Genomic DNA, 21506 nt, shown 5'->3' with positions numbered 1-21506 from the left:
GGGGGGTTCCCATACTGAAAGGTGTCGGCCTCGCAAGGCTCGGTCCGCGAGTCGGAGAGGAGTGCGTGATGGGGCGCGCGGTTGGTATCGATCTGGGGACGACGAACTCCGTGGTGGCCGTGCTGGAGGGCGGTGAACCGACGGTGATCGCCAACTCCGAGGGGTCCCGGACCACCCCGTCGGTGGTGGCGTTCGCCAAGAACGGCGAACTGCTGGTCGGTCAGCCAGCGAAGAACCAGGCGGTCACCAACGTGGACCGCACCGTCCGGTCGGTGAAGCGGCACATGGGCACCGACTGGAAGGTGCAGATCGACGACAAGATCTACACGCCGCAGGAGATCAGCGCCCGCGTGCTGATGAAGCTCAAGCGGGACGCCGAGTCCTACCTGGGTGAGGACGTCACCGACGCGGTGGTGACGGTGCCCGCGTACTTCGACGATTCGCAACGGCAGACCACCAAGGAGGCCGGGCAGATCGCCGGGCTCAACGTGCTGCGGATCATCAACGAGCCGACCGCCGCCGCGCTGGCCTACGGCCTGGAGAAGGGTGAGAAGGAGCAGACCATCCTGGTCTTCGACCTCGGTGGCGGCACCTTCGACGTGTCGCTGCTGGAGGTCGGGGAGGGCCTGGTGGAGGTCAAGGCCACCTCCGGGGACACCCACCTCGGTGGCGACGACTGGGACGAGCGCATAGTCGAGTGGCTGGTGGACAAGTTCAAGTCCTCGTCGGGCATGGACCTGACGAAGGACCGGATGGCCATGCAGCGGATCAAGGAGGCCGCCGAGAAGGCCAAGATCGAACTGTCCAGCTCGTCGCAGACCAGCATCAACCTGCCCTACATCACCGTGGACGCGGACAAGAACCCGCTGTTCCTGGACGAAACGCTCTCCCGCGCCGAGTTCGAGCGGATCACTTCGGATCTGCTGGAGCGCTGCCGCAAGCCGTTCAACAACGCGATCCGGGACGCCGGGATCAAGGTCGGCGACATCAACCACGTGGTGCTGGTCGGTGGGGCGACGCGGATGCCCGCCGTCACCGACCTGGTGCGCGAACTCACCGACGGCAAGGAGCCGAACAAGGGCGTGAACCCGGACGAGGTCGTCGCGGTGGGTGCTGCGCTGCAAGCTGGCGTGCTGCGCGGTGAGGTCAAGGACGTGCTGCTGCTCGATGTCACGCCGCTGTCGCTGGGTATCGAGACCAAGGGCGGCATCATGACCAAGCTCATCGAGCGCAACACCACGATCCCGACCAAGCGCTCGGAGACCTTCACCACCGCCGAGGACAACCAGCCGTCGGTGATGATCCAGGTGTTCCAGGGCGAGCGGGAAATGGCCGCGCACAACAAGAAACTGGGCAGCTTCGAGTTGACCGGTCTGCCGCCCGCGCCGCGCGGCCTGCCGCAGATCGAGGTCACCTTCGACATCGACGCCAACGGCATCGTGCACGTCAACGCCAAGGACCTCGGCACCGGTCGGCAGCAGTCCATCAAGATCAGCGGCGGCTCGGCGCTGCCCAAGGACGACATCGACCGGATGGTCAAGGACGCCGAGGCGCACGCCGAGGAGGACCGCAAGCGCCGCGAGGAGGCGGAGACCCGCAACCAGGCCGAGACGCTGGTGTACCAGACCGAGAAGGTGCTCACCGACAACGCCGACAAGATCCCGGCCGACACCAGGACGCAGGTGCAGGACGCGATCAAGGACGTCAACGAGGCGCTCAAGGGCGACGACGTCGACAAGATCCGCTCGGCGGTCGACCACCTCGCCGCGACGTCGCAGGCCATCGGCCAGGCCATGTACGGCCACCAGCACACCGCGACCGACACCAGCGGCGACGGCGCACCGCCGAAACCCGACGGCGAAGACGTCGTCGACGCGGAAATCATCGACGAGGACGACAAGAAGGAATGAGTCGTGAGTGCGCAACCGGCCGCCAACCCGGTTGTCCACCCACGACCCGTTCAGGTGAGGAGTGAAGGGCACCTTCGACCGGGTATGCCGGTCAAAGGTGCCCTTCACTCCGTCTCGCGCGCGGTGTAGAGCCAGTCGATGTGGGTGTAGTCGTGGGGGTCGCGGTTGGTGAGGAGTTCGTTGCGCAGCAGGCGTCCCACGCCGTCGATGTGCCAGATGTCGCCCCAGGTGCGCGCGTTGCGTTGCACGCGCGCGGTTCGCGGGATGCGGGCCTGTTGGGTCGCTTGCAGCGCTGTGGGCCAGTCGTTGTTGTGCTCGCTGGCTTCGCGAGCGATCGTGGCGGCGTCCTCCAGCGCCTGGCAGGCGCCCTGGGCCAGGTACTGCAGAACCGGGTGCGCGGCGTCGCCGAGCAGCAGCAGGCGACCGCTGATCCAGTTGTCGACCGGTTCGCGGTCGTGCATCTGCCAGCGGCGATCCCGCCACAGCGAGGCCAGCCCGTTGCGCACCGGCTCGCAGCAGTTCCGGAACGCGTCGTCGAGCTCCTCCGGCCCGCCCCAGTCGGATTCGCCGCGGTCGAAGGCGGGGCTGCGGAACACCGCGACCTGGTTGACCATCTGGCGCTGCCGGAGGGCGTACTGCACCAGGTGGCAGGTCGGTCCGATCCAGGCGACCACCTCGTCCAGGTTCACCTCGGCGGGCATCTCCTCGACTGCGACGGCACCGCGGTAGGCCACGTAGCCGGAGGCGACCGGCTGGTCGCCGACGATGCCGTCCCGGAGCGTGGAGTTCAGGCCGTCAACACCGAGCGCGACGTGGCTTTCGAGCACGCGACCACCAGCGCAGTAGGTGAACGCGGTGTCGTCGGTGCTTTCGACGCGCTCGACGTGGCAGTTGGTTTCCAGCAGCACACCGGCGTCGCGGCAGGCATCGACGAGGATGCGGTGCAGATCGCTGCGGTGCACGACGACGTACGGGGCGCCGAAGCGGGTGCGGAACTCGTCGTCGAGGTCGAGGTGGGTGAGCTCGTCGCCGCTGACCGCGTCGCGCAGCACCAGGCGATGCGGTTCGACTCCGGCGGCGAGCACCTGATCCAGCACACCCCACTCGCGGAGGATGCGGGTGGCGTTGGGCGCGAGCTGGAGACCGGCACCGACCTCGCCGAACTCGGCGGCGCGCTCCAGCAGCCGCACCGACTGGCCTTGCAGGCGCAGGGCGAGCGCGGCGGCCAGCCCGCCGATGCCGCCGCCCACCACGACCACGTCCTGCCGGTCAACTGCTCGATTGCTGCTCATCGTGCGGATTCCCTTCTGCGTTGAACGGGCTCGTGCGTTGGGGAGCGACCAGACGTTAACGACTCGTTCGAGGTAGAAGAATAGAATTCCAGCATGAAGAACAAACCGTCCTATGCGCTGACCTCGGTCGACAACGCGCTGTTGCTCCTGCAGATGCTTCGCGACCAGGGCGGGCTGCGGGTCAGCGAGGCGGCCGAAGAGCTCGGCATCGCCCGGTCCACCGCCCACCGGCTGCTGTCGATGTTGGTGTACCGGGACTTCGCGATCCAGGACGACCGGCGAACCTACGTGCCCGGCCCGGCGATGGCCGCCAACCAGGTGGCGGGACATCCGAACCAGCAACTGCGCAAGGCGCTGTACCCGCACATGGACGCGTTGTGCGAGCGGGTGCAGGAGACGGTGAACCTGATGGTGCGGGTGGGCACCCAGACGCGGTTCCTGGCCAGCGTCGAGTCGACGCAGATCCTGCACGTCGGAGACCGGCGGGGAACGATCCTGCCCGCGCACCTGTCCTCCGGGGGAAAGGCGCTGCTGGCCGAGTTGGAGCGCGCCCAGCTGGAACAGCTCTACCGGCCGGGCGAGGCGGATCGGCAACTCCCGGACCGGGAGTGGAAGACCCTGTTGCGCGAACTCAAGGCGGTCCGGGAGACGGGTTACGCGGTCAACCGGGAGAAGACCGAGGACGGTGTCTCGGCCATCGGCATGTGCGTGCACGACTCGACCGGGCTGGCGGTCGGTGCGCTGTCGGTCGCCGCGCCGTCGGCGCGGTTCGACCCCAAGCAGATTCCCGTTCTGGCGCGGGAATTGCGAGCCGCGGTGGCCCGCGCCGAGACCGACGTCCGGGCCCTGCCCGAGCTCTAGCGGCCGTCGAAGTGCAACGCGCTTCGACGGCCGCAGCAGGCAGGCACCGAGGTGCGACTGGGCTGGAGTCCAGATGTGGGGGTACGCCGATCGGGTCGACGCATTCTGGATAGCAGAATGCTGGCCGATATGGCGGAATCCCGGCCCTATGGTGTGGGGCATGTCGCACACCGGAGTGCGCCCGGCCCGGTCAGGTCGGGCCGCGGTTCTCGTCGTCGCCCTCTGCTGGATCACCGTCGTCTTCGACGGCTACGACCTGATCGTCTACGGCACCGTGCTGCCGGAACTGCTGCACGAGCCGGGCTGGGGCCTGACACCTGGCGTCGCTGGCCTGCTGGGCAGCCTGGCCTTCGCCGGAATGTTGGTGGGCGCGCTGGCCGCCGGGGTGCTGTCGGACCGGATCGGCAGGCGCCGCGCGGTTCTGCTGTGCACCGGCTGGTTCTCGGTGTTCACCGTGCTCTGCGCGGTGGCGTGGGATCCCACGTCGTTCGGTGCGTTCCGGTTCCTCGCCGGGCTCGGCCTCGGCGGGCTGGTGCCGTCGGCGAACGCGCTGGCCGCCGAGTTCGTCCCCCGGCACCGACGGGCCCTGGTGTCGACGCTGATGATGTCCGGTGTCCCGATCGGCGGGAGCGCGGCGGCGGTGTTGGGGATCTGGATGATCCCGGCCTGGGGCTGGCCGAGCATGTTCGGCGTCGCGGCGATCTGCGTGGTCGTGGTGCTGCCGCTGTGCTGGCGGCTCCTGCCGGAAACCGCGGCGTACCACCGGGCTCGCGGTGACCACGAGCGCGCGGCCGAGGTGGACCGCCGGTTCGGGACCACCGTGGACGAATCGCTCGATGAGCCCGACGACCTGCCGGGGTTGTTCTCCCGGTCCTACGCCGCCGCCACGGTGCTGTTCGCCCTGGCCACGTTGGCGATCCTGTTCGCCTGGTACGGCTTGGGCACCTGGCTGCCGCAGCTGATGCGGGAGTCCGGGTTCAACCTCGGTTCGTCGTTGAGCTTCCTGCTGGCGTTGAACCTGGGCGCGGTCGTCGGCTCGCTGCTGACCGCGTGGGCGGGCGACCGGTTCGGTCCGATGCGCACCGGCGTGGTGGCGGCGCTGGTCGCCGCACTGGGCTTGGCAGGACTGCTGGCGCATCCGCCGAACGTGGTCACCTACGCCCTGCTCGTGCTGGCCGGAGTCGGCACGCACGGCACCCAATGCCTGGTCATCGCCGCGGTCGCGAACTACTACCCGGCGCGGCTGCGGGGCACCGCCTTGGGCTGGGCGCTCGGTGTCGGTCGCATCGGCGCCGTCGCCGCCCCGCAGGTGGGTGGGCTGCTGCTGGCCGCGGGCCTGGGGGTCGGGTCGAACTTCCTCGCCTTCGCGGTGGCCGCCGCCGTGGCGGGTGCGGTGCTGTGGCTGTGCCCGCGTTCGGCGCGCAGCCGAACCGCCGCGGACGAACCCCTGCCGGTGGCGGACGCCAACTGATGTTCTGCATATAAGAATCTGGTTCCGCACCAGTGAACAGTTTGGAAATATCGACGGTATTCGAGGGGAGAACGGAAATGACTTCGCTTGACACCCAGCAGGAAGCCGCGCTCGCCCAACTCTACGCGGACTTCGCGGCGGAGAACCTGAACCCGCTGTGGACGCAGCGCGACGACCTCATGCCGATGCAGCCGACCCCGAAGGCCGTGCCGCACGTGTGGCGCTGGTCGACGCTCTACCCGCTGGCGCAGCGCGCGGGTGACCTGGTCCCCGTCGGCCGCGGTGGCGAGCGCCGGGCGATCGCGCTGGCCAACCCCGGTCTGGGCGGCGTGCCGCACGCGAGCCCGACGCTGTGGGCGGCGATCCAGTACCTCGGGCCCCAGGAGGTGGCCCCGGAGCACCGGCACAGCCAGAACGCCTTCCGGTTCGTGGTCGAGGGCGAGGGCGTGTGGACCGTCGTCAACGGTGACCCGGTGGCGATGCGCCGCGGTGACTTCCTGCTCACGCCGGGCTGGAACTTCCACGGCCACCACAACGAAACCGACCGGCCGATGGCCTGGATCGACGGGCTGGACATCCCGTTCGTGCACTACACCGACACGGGCTTCTTCGAATTCGGCTCGGAACAGGTCACCGACCCGGCCACGCCGCACATCTCGCGCTCCGAGCGGCTGTGGGCGCACCCCGGCCTGCGCCCGCTGTCCGGTTTGGACGATCTGCCGAACTCACCGATCGCCGCGTACCGCTGGGAGCACACCGACGCGGCCCTGCGCGAACAGCTCGCGCTGGAGGACGAGGGCCAACCGGCGACCGTCGAGCCGGGCCACGCCGCGGTGCGCTACAGCAACCCGACCACCGGCGGCGACGTGATGTCGACGATCCGCGCCGAGTTCCACCGGCTGCGCGCCGGGGCGTGGACCCGCCCGCGCCGGGAGGTCGGCTCCGCGGTGTGGCAGGTGTTCGAAGGCGACGGCGAGGTGGTGCTCGACGGCACCGAGCACCACGTGTCGACCGGTGACCTGTTCGTCGTGCCGTCCTGGTCCAAGTGGTCGCTGCGTTCCGAAGGCGGGTTCGACCTGTTCCGCTTCTCCGACCAGCCGATCTTCGAACGGCTCAACCAGTCCCGCGTGCTCGTCGAGGAAGGTGAACGATGAAGCTGGCCACGCTGCGCCTCGGTGGCACGACCACCGCCGCTCGCATCGAGGGTGACGAGGCGGTGGCGCTCGCCGCAGCCGATGTCGGCGCCCTGCTGCGGCAGGACCAGTGGCAGACCGCCGCGTCGGCTGATGGCGCCCGGCACCGGCTGTCCGATGTGGACCTCGCGCCGGTGGTGCCCGATCCTGGGAAGATCGTGTGCGTCGGGCTCAACTACCGCAACCACATCCTGGAGATGGGACGCGAGCTGCCGGATTACCCGACGCTGTTCGCCAAGTTCTCGGAAGCGCTGATCGGCCCGAACGACCAAATCGAGCTGCCCAAGGTCTCCGAAGCGCTCGACTGGGAGGCCGAGCTGGCGGTCGTGGTCGGCTCGCGGGTGCGCGGCGCCGACCGCGCGGCTGCCGAGGCGGCGATCGCCGGTTATGCGGTGCTCAACGACGTCACGGTGCGCGACTACCAGTACCGGACCAAGCAGTGGTTGCAGGGCAAGACCTTCGAGGCCACCACGCCATTCGGGCCGTACCTGGTGACACCCGACGAGTTCGCGCTCGACGCGGAGATCGTCACCGAGGTCGATGGGGAGGTCATGCAGCGGTCCAACGTCAGCGACCTGCTCTTCGACCCGGTGCACCTGGTCTCCTACATCTCCGAGATCGTCACGCTCAACCCCGGCGACGTGATCGCCACCGGTACTCCCGGCGGCGTCGGGCACGCCCGGAAACCACCCCGCTACCTGGCCGCGGGCAGCAAGCTGGTGACCCGCATCGACGGGCTCGGCGAACTGGTCAACACCGTGCGGGAACCGTCGTGAGCCTCGCGCAGCGGCTGCTGTGGGCGCGGCGCGGCAGCGCGTACTTCGCCCGCAAGCTGAACGAACTTCCGGACGCCGAATTCGACACCCCCACCGCGCTGCCGGGCTGGACCCGGCGGCACCTGGTGGCCCATGTCGGCTACAACGCGCGAGCCATCGCGCGGCTGGTCGACTGGGCCGAAACCGGCGTGGAGAACCCGATGTACAGCTCGCCGCAGGCACGTGCGGCGGAGATCGAGGAAGGGGCCACGCTCAGCGTGTCCGCCCTCCGGGCGCTCGCCGAGCACGCGGCGGCGCACCTGGACGTCAGTTGGCGGGATCTGCCCGAAGATCGCTGGAACGCCGAGGTCCGCACCGCGCAGGGGCGCCTGGTGCCAGCCACCGAGACGCCGTGGTTGCGGGCCCGCGAGGTGTGGATCCACGCGGTCGACCTCGGCAACGGCGGTAGTTTCGTCGATTTCCCACCGGATTTCGTCGATGCCCTGCTGGCCGACATCATCAGCCTGTGGCACCGCAAGGGGCAGGGTCCGGCCCTGCTGCTGCGCCCGGACGACCGCGACGCCGAGTACCGGGTCGACATCGACGGCGAGAAGCCCCGCGTGGTGCGGGGTTCCAGCGTGGACCTCGCCCGCTGGGTGTCCGGTAGGGGAGTCGGCGACCTCAAGGCCGATGGGGGCGAACTACCGGAACTGGGCCGCTGGCTGTAGTTCCCGACTGTCGACACGCGCCCGCGAGACCGGACTTGGCGAGGGTTTCGGGCGAATCGGAGCCAGGCGAGTGCGCCTCGCCTGGTATCCGAAAGCCGCCACGGGTGGTCGGATAGCCTGCCGGGCATGCTTTTCTACATCCCAGCCGGGATGCTTTTCCTCGTGTTCACGGTCAGTTTCATCTACGACCGTCGCCAGTTGCGCAACGGCGTCTACCTGTTCTTCGCGCTGGTCTTCCTGGTCGGCGGACTGCTGACGACGCTCGCTTCGGTATCGGAGTGGGCGGCAGCCGTCGTGCTGGTGGGGCTGGTGCTGCTCATCCCGCTGTTCGTACTGGTCCTCGCCGGTTTCCTGATCGCCAACGGCGTGACGATGCTGCGGCGCGAGGGCAGGCGCCCGGCGAACCTGCTGTCGCTGGCAGCGGGCATCGGGATCATCGGCTACCTGGTGCTTTCAGCCGTGGCCAACTTCACCAAGTGGCCGCCGCTGAAAGTCGCCATGGCCACCGTGGGCAGCCTGCTCGCTTACGTGTCATTCCTGTTCGTGTGCTTCCTGCTCTACTCGTTCGTCTACGGCAAGATCCGGCCCCGCCGCGCCGTGGACTTCATCGTGGTGTTGGGCTCGGGGCTGATCGGGTCCCGCGTGCCGCCGCTGCTGGCCAGTCGGCTCGACCGGGGGCGCGCCGTGTACGACGCCGAGCGGGCGAAGGGCCGACACCCCGTGCTGATCACCTCCGGCGGGCAGGGGCCCGGTGAGGACCTACCCGAGGCGCGGGCGATGGCCGACTACCTCGTTTCCGGCGGTGTCCCGGAAAGCGAGATCCTGGTCGAGGACGAGTCGCGCACCACCGAGCAGAACCTGCGGTTCAGCAAGGCGATCATGCAGGCCATCAAGCCCAAGTACCGCTGCCTGGTGGTCACCAACAACTTCCACGTCATGCGCGCCGCTCGAATCGCCCGCAAGGAGAAGGTCAGGGCGCAGGTGATCGGTTCCCCGACGGCCCGGTACTTCGTGCCGAGCGCGACGATCCGCGAGTTCGTGGCGGTCTTCCTGACCCACCGCATCATCAACGGCTGCATCTGCCTATTCCTGATCGCGGGCCAAGTGGTCCCCGCGATCACGTGAGAGGTGAAGGGCACCTCTTACCAAGTTGGAGGGTGTGCGGCTCGTTTTGCGTGGCGGTGCGGGTGCGGAACCTCAGAGGCTTTCTCGGCTGCGGGATCCCCGACTTATGTATGTCCGGATACGCGGCGTCGGGGCTGTCCTCGCGAGAAAGCCTCTGAGAACCCGCGGCGGTGCAAGTTGCATGGGTGGGCTAAGCGGCTTCGCTGCTTGCGACGGCCCAGGTGCGTGCGTCCGTTGGGTGTCGCGGCGGCGGTCTACCACCGGAAGCGGCTACCGCCGCTTGCTTGATGACCGCCCACGCCACGCCCAATCCGCGCACCCTCTAACTTGGTGAAAGGTGCCCTTCACCTCGCACCCTCCGGGTGGTGCTGGGGTGGTTTGCTTGGATCTAGGTCGTGGATCTGCTTCGCCATCTCCGGTTCTTCGTCGCGGTTGCCGAGGAAGGCCATTTCGGGCACGCCGCCGACCGGCTCGGCATGACGCAGCCGCCGCTGTCGCAGGGCGTGCAACGGCTGGAGGCGAGACTCGGCGTCACGCTGCTGACGAGAGGTTCGCGCGGCGTCCGGCTGACCACGGCCGGTGCCGAGTTGTTGCCCAGAGCGCGCGCCCTGCTCGACGGCGCGGACCAGTTCGAGGACGAGGCGCGCCGCCAGCGGGAGAACCGCGGTGCGGTGCGGGTCGGTGTCATCCCGGCGTTGAGCGATTGGCAGGTCGCCGCCATCACGGCGGCCGTTCGCGCCGCCGCGCCGGATCCGACGGCCCGCACCGTGATCACCAGCACCGCAGCGACGGTCGAACTCGTCGATGCCGTAACCGCTGGTCGATTGGACTGCGCAGCGGTGCACCACCCGGCACTGGTCGGCGCGCTGGCAGCCGGGCCAGTCCTGAAGATCCCGCGCTGGCTGCTGGTCCCCACCGATCATCCGGCCGCGCGCCGAAAGCAGTCGATCAGGGCGCTGCGCGGGCTCGCATGTGCGACGGCACCGCGCAGCCACGGCACGGCCGCGTTCGACCTGCTCGCGGACACCCTGCGGAGCAAGGGCCTCGACCCCGACTTCCTACCGGCGGCCGGGGATCGCGACGCGGTTACCGCGGTGGCCGCCGGGCGGGCGTTCGCGCTCACCACCGACTCGTCGCTGGCGGTGCCCGGCGTGGTGAGCCTGTCGGCCGGCGAGGACCTGGCGCTGCGGGTGCGGCTGATCTGGCAAGAACCGGCGTCGCCCGAGGATGTGCGGACCGCGTTCGAGACGGCATTGCGACGGCAGCGGTGAACCCCGTCGAGGACCGGATCCGCGAGGTGCTCGCCGATGCCGGTGCCCAAGGTTGGGTGCATGCGAAGCAGTTGGGTTGCGCGACCGTGCGGGAGATCGGTCTCGGCGCCGACGAACTCGTGGTCGCAGCGTCGGTCTACAAGCTGCCGCTGCTGGTGGCGATGTGCCGCGACTTCGACTCGGGTGCGCTGGATCCGCGCGCTGCGGTGCGGATCGATCCGACTTCCAGCACGCCCGGTCCCACCGGGCTGTCGACGTTCCTGGACCCCGTCACGTTGTCCTGGCGCGACCTGGCGGCCTCGATGATCGGCGTCTCGGACAACGCCGCAGCGGACGTGATCCTCGACGCGGTGGGGTTGGAGGCGATCGCCAGCACGCTTGCCGACCTGGGGCTTTCCCGCACGCGGGTGGTCGGCGGCACCGCCGACGCACACGCCTCGCTGGTCCACGACCTGGGCGTGACCACCGCAGACGAGGCGTTCGCGCGGCTCACCGACAACGACGAGGTCAACGCGGTCAGCGCCTACGCCCCGGCGCTGGCCAGCGCCACCACACCACGGGAGATGACCCGGCTGCTCGAACTCGTCTGGGCCGATGCGGTCGCATCGCCGTCGCAATGCGCGTTCATCCGGCGGTTGTTGGGCAACCAGGCGTGGCAGCACCGGATCCGGGCCGGGTTCCCGTACCGGGGTGTGCGGGTCGCGGGCAAAACCGGCACGATCGGCGCGGTGCGCAACGAGGTGTCCGTCGTCGAGTTCGACGGCGAAGCACCGGTCGCGGTCGCCGTGTTCACGCTGGCGGCCCGAGCCGATGCGGCGCTGCCGAAGGTCGACGCGGCGATCGCCGAGTGCGCCCGGCTCGCCGTCACCGACCTGCGTTCCGGGCGGCTTTGATCGAAATTTTTCGCCGGTTCGAATGGGCGGGGGCAGGGCTCGGCAACTGTGTTCATATCGATCCGCTATCGCCCGAGCGGGTTGTGCGGATTGGCGCTATCGATCGGGGTGCTGCTTCAGTGGCGGCGGATCGGTGTTCCGCCTCGCCCAATCTGAATGGAGAATTTCCTTGCAGCACCACGAATTTCGCGTCGGACGCCGAGCGGTCCTCGGCGCGTTGCTGGCCGCTCCGTTGCTGGCCGGGTGCGGTTCGGCTGGAGTGTCGGCGGCACCCGGCAGCGCCCCGCAGGAACCGGGTCGCCAGCACGAGCCGGTGTTCGCCGACCTGGAACGCCGGTACGACGTGCGGCTGGGGCTGTCGGCGCGCAACGTGCGCACCGGCCGTGCTCTGGAACACCGCGCCGACGAGCGGTTCGCGATCTGCTCCACGTTCAAGACCTACGCGGCCGCCGCCCTGCTGCGCGCCCACCCGCTGGCCACCGGCTACTTCGCGAAGGTGATCCGCTACACCAGCGAAGATCTGGTGGAGAACTCACCGATCACCGAAACCAACGTGGCAACCGGCATGACCGTCGCCGATCTGTGCTACGCGGCGATCACGCACAGCGACAACACGGCGGGCAACCTGCTGCTCGCCGAACTGGGCGGCCCGGCGGCGATCGCCCCGTTCGCGCGCTCGATCGGCGACGGCAGCACTCGGCTGGACCGCTGGGAAACGGAGCTCAACAGCGCGATCCCCGGCGACGAGCGGGACACCACCACCCCGGCCGGGATCGCGGCGGGCTATCAGGCTTTGGTGCTGGGCGACGCCCTCGGGCAACCCGAGCGCGACCAGCTGACCAACTGGCTCATCGCCAACACCACCGGGAACGAGCGGATCCGCGCTGGCTTGCCGCCCTCCTGGCGAACCGGCGACAAGACCGGCACGGGCTCCTACGGCGCGGCCAACGACATCGCGGTGACCTGGACCGACCACGGCGATCCGATCGTGATCGCGATGCTGTCCAGCCGCGCGGAGCAGGACGCCGAAGTCAACAGCGCCCTGTTCGCCGACGGCGCCCGCTTCGTCGCCGAAGCCCTCGGGTAGGAGGGGTGCGCGGATTGGCTTGCGTAGGGGCGCTTTCGCGCGCAATCGCCACGCCACGAAGTCAGGCCGGTTCCGCGGCGGGAACCGTTGCGGTCACCTGGAATCCGCCGTCGGGCAGTGGGCCGGAGTCGATGGTGCCACCGGCCAATTGCACGCGTTCGGCGAGTCCGATCAGGCCCTGCCCGCCGCTGGGCAGGCTGCGCCGGAAATCCTTGGCGGGCCGGGTGTTGCGGATCGAAGTCACCAGGCGCTCCGGCTCGTAGGTGAGCGTGACCGTCGCCTTGGATCCGCCCGCGTGCTTGTGCACGTTCGTCAACGCCTCCTGGATGACCCGGTACGCGGCGCGCTCGATGTGATCGGGCAGCGGTCGGCGCTCCCCTTCGACGCGCAGTTCCGCCTCCAGCCCCGCGTCGCTGGAGGCGGAAACCAGCGCTTCGACGTCCCGCAAGGTCGGCTGGGGCGGTTCGGGTGTGTCGTCGGACGGATCGGCGCGCAGCACGCCGATCATCTGCCGCAGCTCGTTCAGCGCGCCCCGGCCGACCTCCTGGATGGTCGCCGCCGCGCGGGCGGCCTGCTCCGGGTCCCGCTTCACGACGAGCTCCAGCGCACCCGCGTGCACCACGACCAGACTCACCTGGTGCGCGATGGAGTCGTGCATCTCGCGGGCCATGCGGGTGCGTTCCTCGGCGCGGGTTCGCTCGGCGATCAGGGCCTGCTCGCGTTCGGCGCGTTCGGCTCGCTCCACCCAGTGGAACAACCGGCTGCGGCGCCCGGCCATGTAGAGCCCGACGACGAGGGGGAAGAGGTTGAGGACCAAGATCGCGGGGAGAGTTTGGAAAAGGAACCCGTCGTCTGGCGGGAAGGTGCGCAGCAAGCCGGGATACGCCAAGACGGCGAGCGCCGCGACGCTCCAGATCTGCCAGCGCTTCCGGCCGTAGGCGCCCAGCGCGTACAGCGCTACGAGGTCTCCCAAGAACATCGGGGTCACGAGGTGCGCGAGAACCGTGAACGTCGTGACGGAGGCTGGAAAACGGCGCATCGCCAGCAGGGCCAGCGAGCCCACCAGCACGATCGCGAGGTCCAGGAACGGGACGGGCGCGCCAGGGGGCTGGTTCTTGAAAACGCTCCAGACCGAGATCAGCAGGACGAATCCGCTGATGGCGGCGAGCACCACCCATCTCGGTACCCGCGCCAGCCAGCCCGGCCGCGAGCCGAGGAAGTACCGCAGATCGTCCGAACCGGTCGGCTCCGGGAGGTTCGCGATCAGCTTTGGCTCTGCCACACCGGAAAGCCTATGGGAATCGCACCGGGACCGAATTGGCCTGGGGTCGTAGTCCCCAGGTATGACAGCTCCCGGCTGATCTGCGATTTTCCTGCGATCACAGGATGATCAGCAGATGGCACCTGCGGACGACGCCCGCGTAGCGCCCCGCGCCATAGCTTTGTTGCATGGTCAACCCGAACGAAAGTCCAACAGTCGTGCTGCCCCGCGCTGTCGACACCTCCGGCGCAAAGGCCGCGCAACCTCGCCTCAACGGTGTCGATCTGGCTCGCGCGTTAGCCGTGCTGGGCATGTTCGTCGCGCACATCGGACCGCTGATGCTCGATCCGCACGCGGGCACCGCGGCCGGAGTGCTGGCCGCTTTCGGCAACGGGCACGCCTCGATCCTGTTCGCCACGTTGGCCGGGGTGTCGCTGGCGTTGCTGACCGGCGGCAGCCAGCCGCATGACGGCCTAGCGCTGCGGCGGGACCGGATCCGCATCGCGGTGCGAGCGGCGATCCTGTTCGTCCTCGGCATGGCGCTCACCCAGCTCGGTACTCCGGTCATGGTGATCCTGTCGTTCTACGCCGTGTACTTCCTGCTGGCCCTACCAGTTCTGCGGTTGTCGCCAGCCGTCCTCGCGGTGCTCGCCGGGATCTGGGCGGTCGTCGCGCCGTTGCTCTCGTTCTTCATCCGCCGCTCGCTCGGCGAGCAAACCGCGGGCGGAGCGCTGTCCTTCAGCGATCTGGCGACGCCGTCCGACGCGGGTGCCGGGCTCCTCCGGCTGCTCCTCGACGGTGCCTACCCGGTGTTGACCTGGATGCCGTTCGTGCTGGTCGGCCTCGCCGTCGGGCGGCTCGACCTGCGCTCGACCGCAGTTCGCCTGCGGCTGCTCGGCACCGGCGTCGGCCTGGCTGTGCTCGGCTCCGGCGGGTCCTGGCTCGCCCTGCACGTGTTCGGCGGGCTCCAAGCTTTGACCCCGATCCTGGACGCGTTGCGACCATTCGCCGACCAGGTCGGCAAGACCCCGTTGGAACTGCTGCAGATGGTGAGCTTCGGAACGGTTCCCACCAGCAATCCAGCGCTGCTGCTGCTCGACGCACCCCATTCCGGAACCACGTTCGAGATAGTGGGCTCCACCGGTTTCGCCTTGGCTGTCCTCGCGCTCTGCCTGTTCGTCGCCGATCGGCTGCGAACGCCGCTCGCACCGCTGACGGCCGTCGGTGCGCTGGCCCTGACCGTCTACACACTGCAAGTCGTGGCGCTGAAGTTCGTGATCGACGCCAACTCGCAATCCCTGGCGGCACACGCGTGGCTGCCGCTGATCGCGTTCGTCCTGGTGGCTGTGCTGTTCTGCGGACTGTGGCGACCATTGCTCGGTCGCGGCCCGCTCGAACGGGTCCTGCACTGGACTTCGACCCGAGCTTCGACCGCGCTGGCGCGGTGACCTGGTCCCGCACGATGCCCGCCGGGACCACCCGGCGGGCGGTGGTCCGAATCGCGCGGATTGGGTTGTGACGTGGGTGATCGTCAGGCGAGCGGCGTCTGCCGCTTTCCTCCGCTCTCGCCACTTGCACCGCCGCAGGTTCTCAGACTGTGCCCACTGGCGTTCTCGGGGAGGACCTGCCCCGACGTGGCGTATTGGCATACATGATGTCGGGGATCCCGGAGTCGAGATAGCCCGGGGTGCGGGTGTCCCCGCATAGCACTGTTGAGGTTCCGCTACCCGCACCGCCACGCAAGACCAGTCGCGCACCCTCTAGGTGCGTTTGGCGCGGCTGGGTGCGACCCGTGGTGGTTCGCCCGGTTGCTTGGGGTAGACCGGCGGCCAGGGGGCGTCGCCGAGTCCGGCGGCGAGGTCGCGGCGCGACCATTCGAGCAGCGGCTCGATCGACTGCGGCTGCTGATCGGCCCACGGATCGCCCCGCTCGGCGACCCGCTCCGGCACGGTGGCGATGGTCAGCGCGTCCGGCTCGACGTCCGCCAGTTCGTCCCAGCTGATCGGTGTCGAGACCTGCGCGCCGACGCGGGGACGCGCGCACCACGCACCGAAAACGGTCTTGTGCGGCGCGTTCTGGTTGAAGTCCACGAACACCCGAGCACCGCGTTCCTCCTTCCACCACTTCGCGGTGATCAGGTCGGGGTGGCGCTTCTCCAGAGCGCGGGCCAACGCGACCGCGGCCGCGCGCACTTCGTAGCCGTCCCAGCGCGGCTGCAACGCGGCGTAGATGTGCAGACCGCGAGATCCGGAGGTCTTCAGCCGCGCATCGATGCCTAGTTCGCCGAGCATTTCGCGAGTCGCCGAAGCCGCCTCCTGCACCTGGGGAAACCGCACGCCGGGAGACGGGTCGAGATCAATGCGCAACTCGTCGGTGAACTCGGGGGAGTCGGCGTGGTACGGCCACACGTGGAAGCCCAGGCAACCGAGGTTGACCCCCCAGATCACGTGCGCCAGGTCGGCGCCCACCAGGGCGTCGCTGGTGGTGCCGTTGGGGGTGGCCACCACCGTGGTCTGCAACCACGACGGTGCCGACTTCGGCACCCGTTTCTGGAAGAAGGACTTGCCACCCGCCCCGTCGGGGTACCGCTCCAACAGCAGCGGCCGCCCCCGCAAAGCCGTCATCAGCGGCTCGGCGACGGCCTGGTAGTAGCGGACCAGGTCGAGTTTCGTCTCGCCGCGCTGGCTGAAGAACACCTTGTCGGGATGCGACACCGATACCTCGGTGCCCCCGATGTCCAACGTGACAGCATCACCCATGACCAAGCCTCCACCCCGAGCGGCGCGGCTCTGGCCGCACCGTGCTGCCTCCACGGGTCAGCGTAGGCCTGGCCCCTGACCATTGCCCGTGGTATCGGAGCAGACCGACCGTGCCCGGATGGCGGCTCGCCGGTATCAGAAGCGGTCGACGTCGATGATGGCCTTGGTGAAGTCCTGCGGGGCTTCTTGCGGCACGTTGTGGCCGATGTTCTTGAGGATCCGGTGCTCGTACTTGCCCGGGAACTGCTTGCGGTACGCCGCTCCGTCCGCCGCGGCCCCGTCGAAATCACTGGCGATGGTGATGGTGGGCACGGTGATGACGGGAGATCCGGCGAGCTTCTGTTCGAGCTGGTCGTATTGCGGCTCGCCGGGGGCCAGGCTCAGCCGCCAGCGGTAGTTGTGGATGACGATGTCGACGTGGTCCGGGTTGTCGAAGGACGCCGCGGTGCGGTCGAACGTGGCGTCGTCGAAATTCCACTTCGGCGAGGCGATCTTCCAGATGAGCTTGTTGAAGTCGTGGGAGTTCTGGCGGTAGCCGAGCACGCCGCGTTCGGTGGCGAAGTAGTACTGGTACCACCACCCCAATTCGGCCGCTGGCGGAAGCGGCTGCAGGTTCGCTTTGAGATTGGTGATCAGGTAACCGCTCACCGAGACGAGCGCCTTGCAACGTTCCGGCCAGAGCGCTGCTATGACGTCGGCCGTCCGCGCTCCCCAGTCGAAACCGCCGAGGACCGCCCTGTTGATCTTGAGGGCGTCCATTAGCGCGATGATGTCCAGCGCGACCGCGGACTGCTGGGCATTCCGGAACGTCTTGTCGGAGAGGAAGCGCGTGGTGCCGTAGCCGCGCAGATACGGCACGATCACCCGGTAACCCGCCGCTGCCAACGCCGGGGCCACATCGACGTAGCTGTGGATGTCGTACGGCCAGCCGTGCAGCAGAATCACCGCAGGACCATCGGCGGGACCCGCTTCGGCGTATCCGATGTTCACGAGACCAGCCTCGATCTGCTTCAACGGGCCGAAAGACGTATGCGTCCCAGCACCCGTCGCTGCTGTCGCACTCGCCGGTGCTGAAGCGGATTTCGCCGAGCAGCCGACGAGCGAGGCTCCCGCCAACGCCGCCGCGAAACCCTGCGAAAATTGCCTCCTGCTAAGCATCTGGAATTCTCCTGCGAAAGTTCGTATCAGTACGTCAAGCATGGTCGAGCAACACCATCAAGGTGTCGCTCGACTGCTCGTTGGTTCGGTTCTGGAGGCGGCGGCTGATGCCTCGTGTCTTCGGTTCGGCACAGCTGCGAAAACTAGGTGCCCACTGATCGGCTCCGCGCCCGTCGGGTGACGCTGTCCGTGTACGTCACCGCGCACCCGCTACGCGGAAGGCGGCTCGGTGCTGGGCCGGAGCACCTGTCCGAGCTCGGCGCGGGAGGTGATGCCGAGCTTGGGGAAGATCCGGTGCAGGTGCGTGCTCACGGTCCGGTGGGACAGGTAGAGCCGCTGGCCGATCTCGCGGTTGGTCAGGCCCTCGGCGGCCAGCTGGGCGATGTTCAGCTCGTGTGCGGTGAGTTGGTCGCGGGCGTCCGCGCTGCGACGGGGACTCGTCTCACCGGCGGCGCGCAGTTCGTCGCGGGCCCGTTCGCTCCACAGGACCACCCCGAGGGCGTCGTAGGTCTCGCGGGCCGCCCGGAGGTGCAACCGGGACTCGGCCACCCGACGCTGCCGTCGCAGCCACTCGCCGAAGACGAGTTGGATGCGCGCGCGTTCGAGCGGCCATCCGGTCAGGTCGGCGGTCAGCGCGGCCTTGAACAAGTCTTCCGCGTCGTCACCCTGCGCGAGGACGGCCCGCGCGTAGCGCAGGCCGATGTGCAGAGCCGGTGACGACATCGATGGCGCGAACGCCTCCAGCTCGCGCACGGTCTCGCGCATCGCGTCGGCCTGACCGGTGCGGATCGCGGCTTCCGCGAGCTCCGCGACGGAGTAGCAGCGCAGGGCGCGCTGGTAGGCCGGGTCGGGGGGGTCGTGCATCCGCTGGAAGTCCGCGAAGGCGTCGGCGTAGCGCCCCTCGCCGAGCGCGGTCAGGCCGCGCGCCACTTGCACGGTGGCCAGCACCGGCCGGGCGCCTGCGGCCAAGCCGACCTGCTCCGCCTCCGCGGCCAGGACCTTGGCCTGCTGGTAAGCACCGCGAAGCGCGGCTATCTCGGCCTGGACCGCCTTGGCCAACCCGTACATGAACGGCTGGTTGGTCTCCTGGCCGAGTCGGCTGGCTTCCTCGGCGGCGGGCAGCGCCACCGCGAGGTCACCGAGGCGCACCGAACTCCACGCCTGGACTGCCAGCGCCCGCGTCAGGAGTCCGAGCCTGCCCTGGGCCCGCAACCCGGACAGCGCGGCAGCGGAAAACCGCGCCGACAGGTCGAACGCCCCGACCTGCAACGCGGCACTGCCGAGGAAGCGCTCCACCTGCGGATCTCCGCCCGAAACACCGGCCAGCTCCTGGAGGTTGGCCAGGACGGCACCACCGCGTTCGATCGGAGCGACGTACGCCGAGATCGCCACCATGCGCGGATCGCATTCGTCGATGGGCAGGCGGTCCGCCACGGTGATGAGGTGCTGTCGGGCGACCAGGCCGGGCTCGGTCCAGAAGCAGCGCATCCCGGCGCCCCAGAGGATGCGCATGGCAAGGTCGACATCGCCGCCGGTGGCGACCGACTCGGCTAGCCCGGCGAGCTCCACCGGTCCCGCCGCGTCGCTGCGCATCCCATCGTCGAAGCTGCTCAACAGCCAGGTGGCCCGAGCGCGCTGCTGTGCTGAGAGCTCCAACGTCGCCACCTCGCCCAACAGGCGCTCGACGACGTCTCGGCGGCCCGACTCGACCGCGAGATCGGCCGCCCGCAGCAGCCGCTCGGCCCGCAGAGCCGGAACGTCGCTCAACCGCGCCGATTGCTCCAGAGCCGCGACGGCAGCGGAGACGCCACCCCGGCGCTGGGCGCGGTCAGCGGTCAGCTCCAGCTCGACGGCGACGCTCTCGTCCGTCCCGGCGGTGGCCGCCGCCCGGTGCCATGCCTGCCGGTCCGGCTGCCCGCTCAACGTCGCAGCCAACGCCCGATGGGCTGCCTGCCGCTCGGCGGCATCCGCGGCCTGCGGGATTGCCGAGCGCATCAGCGGATGTCGGAAGGCCAGCGTGCTGGGGCCGAGCTCGATCAGCCGTGCCTCGACCGCAGGCGTCAGAACAGCCACGCCGACCTCTGTCCCGAGCGCCGATGTGGCGGCAGCCAGGGTCTCGGCGATGGAGCCGCTGTCGTTGAGCGCGGCGATCAACAGGCTCGTGCGGGTTTCGGCGGGCAGTCCCGCCACGCGGGCGGTGAATGCCCGTTCGAGGCGAACGGTCAGCGGCAAGGTGGCTAGCAGCACCGCGTCGCCGCCCAGGCGCCGCACCGCGTCTGGCAGTTCGGTCAGCGCCAGCGGATTGCCAGCGGCCTCCCGCAGCAGTCGCGACCGAACCGGCGCGGCGAGTTCGGGAGCGACCGCGTCGAGGAGTTCGGCGGCGGCGTCCTCCGGCAGCCGCTCGACCCGCATCGAAGGCAGTCCGGCGTCGTCGAAGCGGGACATCGCGCCGTCGCGCACGGTCATGATCAGCACGATCGGCTCGGACTCCAGACGGCGAGCCACGAAGGCGAGCACGTCGGCGCTGGACCGGTCCAACCGGTGGGCGTCCTCGGCGATGAGCACCAGCGGCGCGTCGGCGGCAGCCTCGGCCAGCAGGTTCAAGGCGGCCAGCCCGACCAGGAACACGTCCTGCACCGCCTCATCGGCGAGCCCGAGCGCGGCGCGCAGCGCAGCGCGTTGCGGGCCGGGCAGCGCGTCGATACCCGCCCGGATCGGATGCAGGAGCTGGTGCAACCCGGCGTAGGGCAGATGTTCCTCGGACTCCACGCCGATCGTGGTCAGCACCCGCACCCCGGAGTTCGCGGCGTGCGCGTACACCTCGGCCAGCAGGGCCGACTTCCCGATGCCAGCCTCGCCCCGGACGATCAGCGCGCCACCGCGATGGCGCACCCCGTCGACCAGCTCGGTCAGGCGCTCCTGTTCCCGCTCCCGCCCGAAGAGCGACATTTCCCGCGCTCCTACCTGGATCACCGCACAGCTGCGCTGTCTGACGGCAGGCTATGACACCCGGCGTCCGGCCACCGGTTGCCCCGGCTCACCAGCCGCGCTGGCGCCACTCGCTGAGCTTCGGGCGCTCCTCGCCGAGCGTGGAGTCGTCGCCGTGGCCCGGGTAGAACCAGGTGTCGTCGGGGAGTTCGCCGAAGACCCTGGCTTCCAGGTCGTCCATCAGGCTGGTGAAGTCGGTCGGGTTCGTCGTCCGGCCGGGACCGCCGGGGAACAGCGAGTCACCGGTGAACAGGTGCGGGTGGCCGGTCGGGTCGCGGTAGAGCAGGGCGATCGAACCCGGCGTGTGGCCGCGCAGGTGGATCACCGACAGCTGCGACTCGCCGACTTCGACGGTGTCGCCCTGCTCGACCAGGCGGTCCGGCGGCACCGGCAGCGCCTCGGCATCCGCGGGGTGCGCCAGGGTGAAGCAGCCGGTCTGGCCAGCGACCGCGCCGAGCGCCTGCCAGTGGTCGGCGTGCTGGTGGGTGGTCACGATGGTGCGCAGCCGCGGGCGCTGGTCGTCGTGGCCCAGCAGGTCGGCCAGCCGTTCCGAGTCGTTGGCGGCGTCGATCAGCAGCGCGTCCCCGGTGCGGCGGCACACCAGCAGGTAGGCGTTGTTGTCCATCGGGCCGACCGAGATCTTGGTGATGGTCAGCGCGTCCAGCTCGCGGCGCGCCGGAGCGCCGCCCGGCTCGACGTGCCCGGTGTACTGTCCTTGAGGCTCCACGTGGCGAGCGTAACGCGCGGTGCTACC

17 protein-coding genes are annotated in these 21506 nt (G+C 69.4%); 11 read left to right on the top strand and 6 right to left on the bottom strand.

All coding sequences use genetic code 11. The features are described 5' to 3' along the window. Window positions 1-68: 68 nt before the first annotated feature. Window positions 69-1910, top strand: coding sequence for a molecular chaperone DnaK (gene dnaK, locus MOQ72_RS11510; RefSeq protein ID WP_242182866.1), 1842 nt, complete (start codon window positions 69-71; stop codon window positions 1908-1910). Window positions 1911-2014: 104 nt separating this feature from the next. Here the strand turns inward: dnaK and MOQ72_RS11505 are convergent, their stop codons facing one another. Then, entirely contained in the window at window positions 2015-3202 is a 1188-nt protein-coding gene (locus tag MOQ72_RS11505) for an FAD-dependent monooxygenase (protein ID WP_242182864.1), read from the bottom strand. A 93-nt stretch (window positions 3203-3295) separates the two neighbouring features. On the opposite strand from MOQ72_RS11505, the gene MOQ72_RS11500 reads away from it, so the two are divergent. From MOQ72_RS11500 to bla, 9 genes are all read left to right on the top strand, one after another. After that, window positions 3296-4063, top strand: coding sequence for an IclR family transcriptional regulator (locus MOQ72_RS11500; protein ID WP_242182862.1), 768 nt, complete (start codon window positions 3296-3298; stop codon window positions 4061-4063). A 160-nt stretch (window positions 4064-4223) separates the two neighbouring features. Continuing rightward, on the top strand, window positions 4224-5534 hold the full coding sequence (locus MOQ72_RS11495) for an MFS transporter (RefSeq protein ID WP_242182860.1): 1311 nt from the start codon (window positions 4224-4226) through the stop codon (window positions 5532-5534). Between the two features lie 77 nt (window positions 5535-5611). After that, window positions 5612-6688, top strand: a complete 1077-nt coding sequence (locus MOQ72_RS11490) for a cupin domain-containing protein (RefSeq protein WP_242182859.1) — start codon at window positions 5612-5614, stop codon at window positions 6686-6688. After that, window positions 6685-7503, top strand: coding sequence for a fumarylacetoacetate hydrolase family protein (locus MOQ72_RS11485; RefSeq protein WP_242182857.1), 819 nt, complete (start codon window positions 6685-6687; stop codon window positions 7501-7503). The genes MOQ72_RS11490 and MOQ72_RS11485 overlap by 4 nt, the downstream gene beginning before the upstream one ends. Further along, complete coding sequence (locus tag MOQ72_RS11480) at window positions 7500-8210, top strand: maleylpyruvate isomerase family mycothiol-dependent enzyme (RefSeq protein ID WP_242182856.1); 711 nt, start codon at window positions 7500-7502, stop codon at window positions 8208-8210. The genes MOQ72_RS11485 and MOQ72_RS11480 overlap by 4 nt, the downstream gene beginning before the upstream one ends. A 126-nt stretch (window positions 8211-8336) precedes the next feature. Next, window positions 8337-9335: a YdcF family protein gene (locus tag MOQ72_RS11475; RefSeq protein ID WP_242182855.1), complete on the top strand. Its 999-nt coding sequence runs from the start codon at window positions 8337-8339 to the stop codon at window positions 9333-9335. 395 nt (window positions 9336-9730) lie between these two features. Next, window positions 9731-10606 carry a LysR family transcriptional regulator gene (locus MOQ72_RS11470; protein WP_242182854.1) on the top strand — a complete coding sequence of 292 codons (876 nt, stop codon included), beginning with the start codon at window positions 9731-9733 and terminating at the stop codon, window positions 10604-10606. Further along, the gene (locus MOQ72_RS11465) at window positions 10603-11499 is read left to right on the top strand and encodes a serine hydrolase (RefSeq protein WP_242182853.1); all 897 of its coding nucleotides are present in this window, start codon (window positions 10603-10605) and stop codon (window positions 11497-11499) included. Before MOQ72_RS11470 ends, MOQ72_RS11465 begins: the two co-directional genes overlap by 4 nt. Window positions 11500-11668: 169 nt before the next feature. Next, window positions 11669-12586, top strand: coding sequence for a class A beta-lactamase (gene bla / locus MOQ72_RS11460; protein ID WP_242182852.1), 918 nt, complete (start codon window positions 11669-11671; stop codon window positions 12584-12586). Window positions 12587-12647: 61 nt separating this feature from the next. On the opposite strand, the gene MOQ72_RS45150 is transcribed toward bla, so the two are convergent. Next, on the bottom strand, window positions 12648-13868 hold the full coding sequence (locus tag MOQ72_RS45150; protein ID WP_242182851.1) for a sensor histidine kinase: 1221 nt from the start codon (window positions 13866-13868) through the stop codon (window positions 12648-12650). A gap of 167 nt (window positions 13869-14035) precedes the next feature. Between MOQ72_RS45150 and MOQ72_RS11450 the strand changes: the two genes are divergently transcribed. Next, window positions 14036-15295 (top strand): DUF418 domain-containing protein, encoded by a 1260-nt coding sequence (locus tag MOQ72_RS11450; RefSeq protein WP_242182850.1) that lies wholly within the window; start codon window positions 14036-14038, stop codon window positions 15293-15295. A gap of 312 nt (window positions 15296-15607) precedes the next feature. Here MOQ72_RS11450 and ligD read toward each other — a convergent pair whose 3' ends face one another. The 4 genes from ligD to MOQ72_RS11430 form a co-directional block, all read right to left on the bottom strand. After that, on the bottom strand, window positions 15608-16606 hold the full coding sequence (gene ligD / locus MOQ72_RS11445) for a non-homologous end-joining DNA ligase (protein ID WP_242182849.1): 999 nt from the start codon (window positions 16604-16606) through the stop codon (window positions 15608-15610). A gap of 135 nt (window positions 16607-16741) precedes the next feature. Beyond that, complete coding sequence (locus MOQ72_RS11440) at window positions 16742-17764, bottom strand: alpha/beta fold hydrolase (protein WP_242182848.1); 1023 nt, start codon at window positions 17762-17764, stop codon at window positions 16742-16744. Window positions 17765-17974: 210 nt separating this feature from the next. Beyond that, a complete protein-coding gene (locus tag MOQ72_RS11435) occupies window positions 17975-20713 on the bottom strand; it encodes an ATP-binding protein (RefSeq protein ID WP_242182847.1) in 2739 nt (912 codons plus the stop codon). 88 nt (window positions 20714-20801) lie between these two features. Then, window positions 20802-21479: an MBL fold metallo-hydrolase gene (locus MOQ72_RS11430; protein WP_242182846.1), complete on the bottom strand. Its 678-nt coding sequence runs from the start codon at window positions 21477-21479 to the stop codon at window positions 20802-20804. Window positions 21480-21506: the final 27 nt, after the last annotated feature.

The organism is Saccharopolyspora soli (assembly GCF_022678645.1).
GTDB lineage: Bacteria > Actinomycetota > Actinomycetes > Mycobacteriales > Pseudonocardiaceae > Saccharopolyspora > Saccharopolyspora soli.
Note: the sequence above shows the minus strand (reverse complement) of the source record. Positions and strands in the feature narration are given on the sequence as shown.

Coding starts and splice junctions, on each gene's coding strand:
- dnaK (WP_242182866.1), top strand. CDS start 69: ATGGGGCGCGCGGTTGGTATCGATCTGGGGACGACGAACTCCGTGGTG.
- MOQ72_RS11490 (WP_242182859.1), top strand. CDS start 5,612: ATGACTTCGCTTGACACCCAGCAGGAAGCCGCGCTCGCCCAACTCTAC.
- ligD (WP_242182849.1), bottom strand. CDS start 16,606: ATGGGTGATGCTGTCACGTTGGACATCGGGGGCACCGAGGTATCGGTG.
- MOQ72_RS11495 (WP_242182860.1), top strand. CDS start 4,224: ATGTCGCACACCGGAGTGCGCCCGGCCCGGTCAGGTCGGGCCGCGGTT.
- MOQ72_RS11435 (WP_242182847.1), bottom strand. CDS start 20,713: ATGTCGCTCTTCGGGCGGGAGCGGGAACAGGAGCGCCTGACCGAGCTG.
- MOQ72_RS11440 (WP_242182848.1), bottom strand. CDS start 17,764: ATGCTTAGCAGGAGGCAATTTTCGCAGGGTTTCGCGGCGGCGTTGGCG.
- MOQ72_RS11485 (WP_242182857.1), top strand. CDS start 6,685: ATGAAGCTGGCCACGCTGCGCCTCGGTGGCACGACCACCGCCGCTCGC.
- MOQ72_RS11475 (WP_242182855.1), top strand. CDS start 8,337: ATGCTTTTCTACATCCCAGCCGGGATGCTTTTCCTCGTGTTCACGGTC.
- MOQ72_RS11500 (WP_242182862.1), top strand. CDS start 3,296: ATGAAGAACAAACCGTCCTATGCGCTGACCTCGGTCGACAACGCGCTG.
- MOQ72_RS11450 (WP_242182850.1), top strand. CDS start 14,036: ATGGTCAACCCGAACGAAAGTCCAACAGTCGTGCTGCCCCGCGCTGTC.
- MOQ72_RS11505 (WP_242182864.1), bottom strand. CDS start 3,202: ATGAGCAGCAATCGAGCAGTTGACCGGCAGGACGTGGTCGTGGTGGGC.